At 50.1% G+C, this 689-nt stretch carries 1 protein-coding gene; it reads right to left on the bottom strand.

Annotation, left to right across the window (positions count from 1 at the left end; translation table 11 throughout):
* Nucleotides 1-689 (bottom strand): hypothetical protein (locus tag A3738_RS11080; RefSeq protein ID WP_231876625.1); only part of this gene is annotated, 689 nt, incomplete at both ends.

The following is a 689-nucleotide window of genomic DNA, read 5'->3' as shown; positions in this document are numbered from 1 at the left end:
TGGAATGTTCGACTGGCGTAAGGCTCAAACCGTCAAGATCAGCAGGATCCACTGTCCAGGTGCCATCACCGTTGTTCGTACCCGCTGACAAAATCGCTCCGGTTGGCACGCCACCGATCGTGACACTGCTGATCGTTTCAGTGCTATCAACAGCGGTTAATGGACCCAGTTCAAGATCGACCTCAGTATCCTCTAACGTGCTTACCGTTCCTGTTAATGGATTGCCATCCGCGCTCGGGTTCGTTGGATCGATTGGATCAGTCGGATCGACTGGGTCAACCGGGTTCGGGCCATCAATAACCGGATTAATTGTTACAGTCATTGACGTCGTTGCACTATTGCTATCGACTTGGCTGCTATCATCGGGATCAACATCTTCATTATGAATCGTGACCTGCAGAACGATATCGCTTAGATGGCCTATTGCTGGCGTGATCGTGAGACCGGCAAGCTCAGCGGCTGTCAACGTCCAGCTACCATCTCCATTGTCAGTGCCAGCAGATAACGTAGCATCTAACGGCACATCCCTGATAGTGTAACCAGTAACTGACTCAGAACCGTCGTTATCTGCTAGGCTACCAGTGATATCCAAGGCAATAGCACTATTCTCATCACCATTTACATCACTCGCACTCACCGCAGGCGCATCAGCGACTTCTTCCAAAGTAACTTCTACCGAACCATTATAA

The organism is Oleiphilus sp. HI0066, from assembly GCF_001635725.1.
This window is presented reverse-complemented; position numbering and strand designations above follow the sequence as displayed.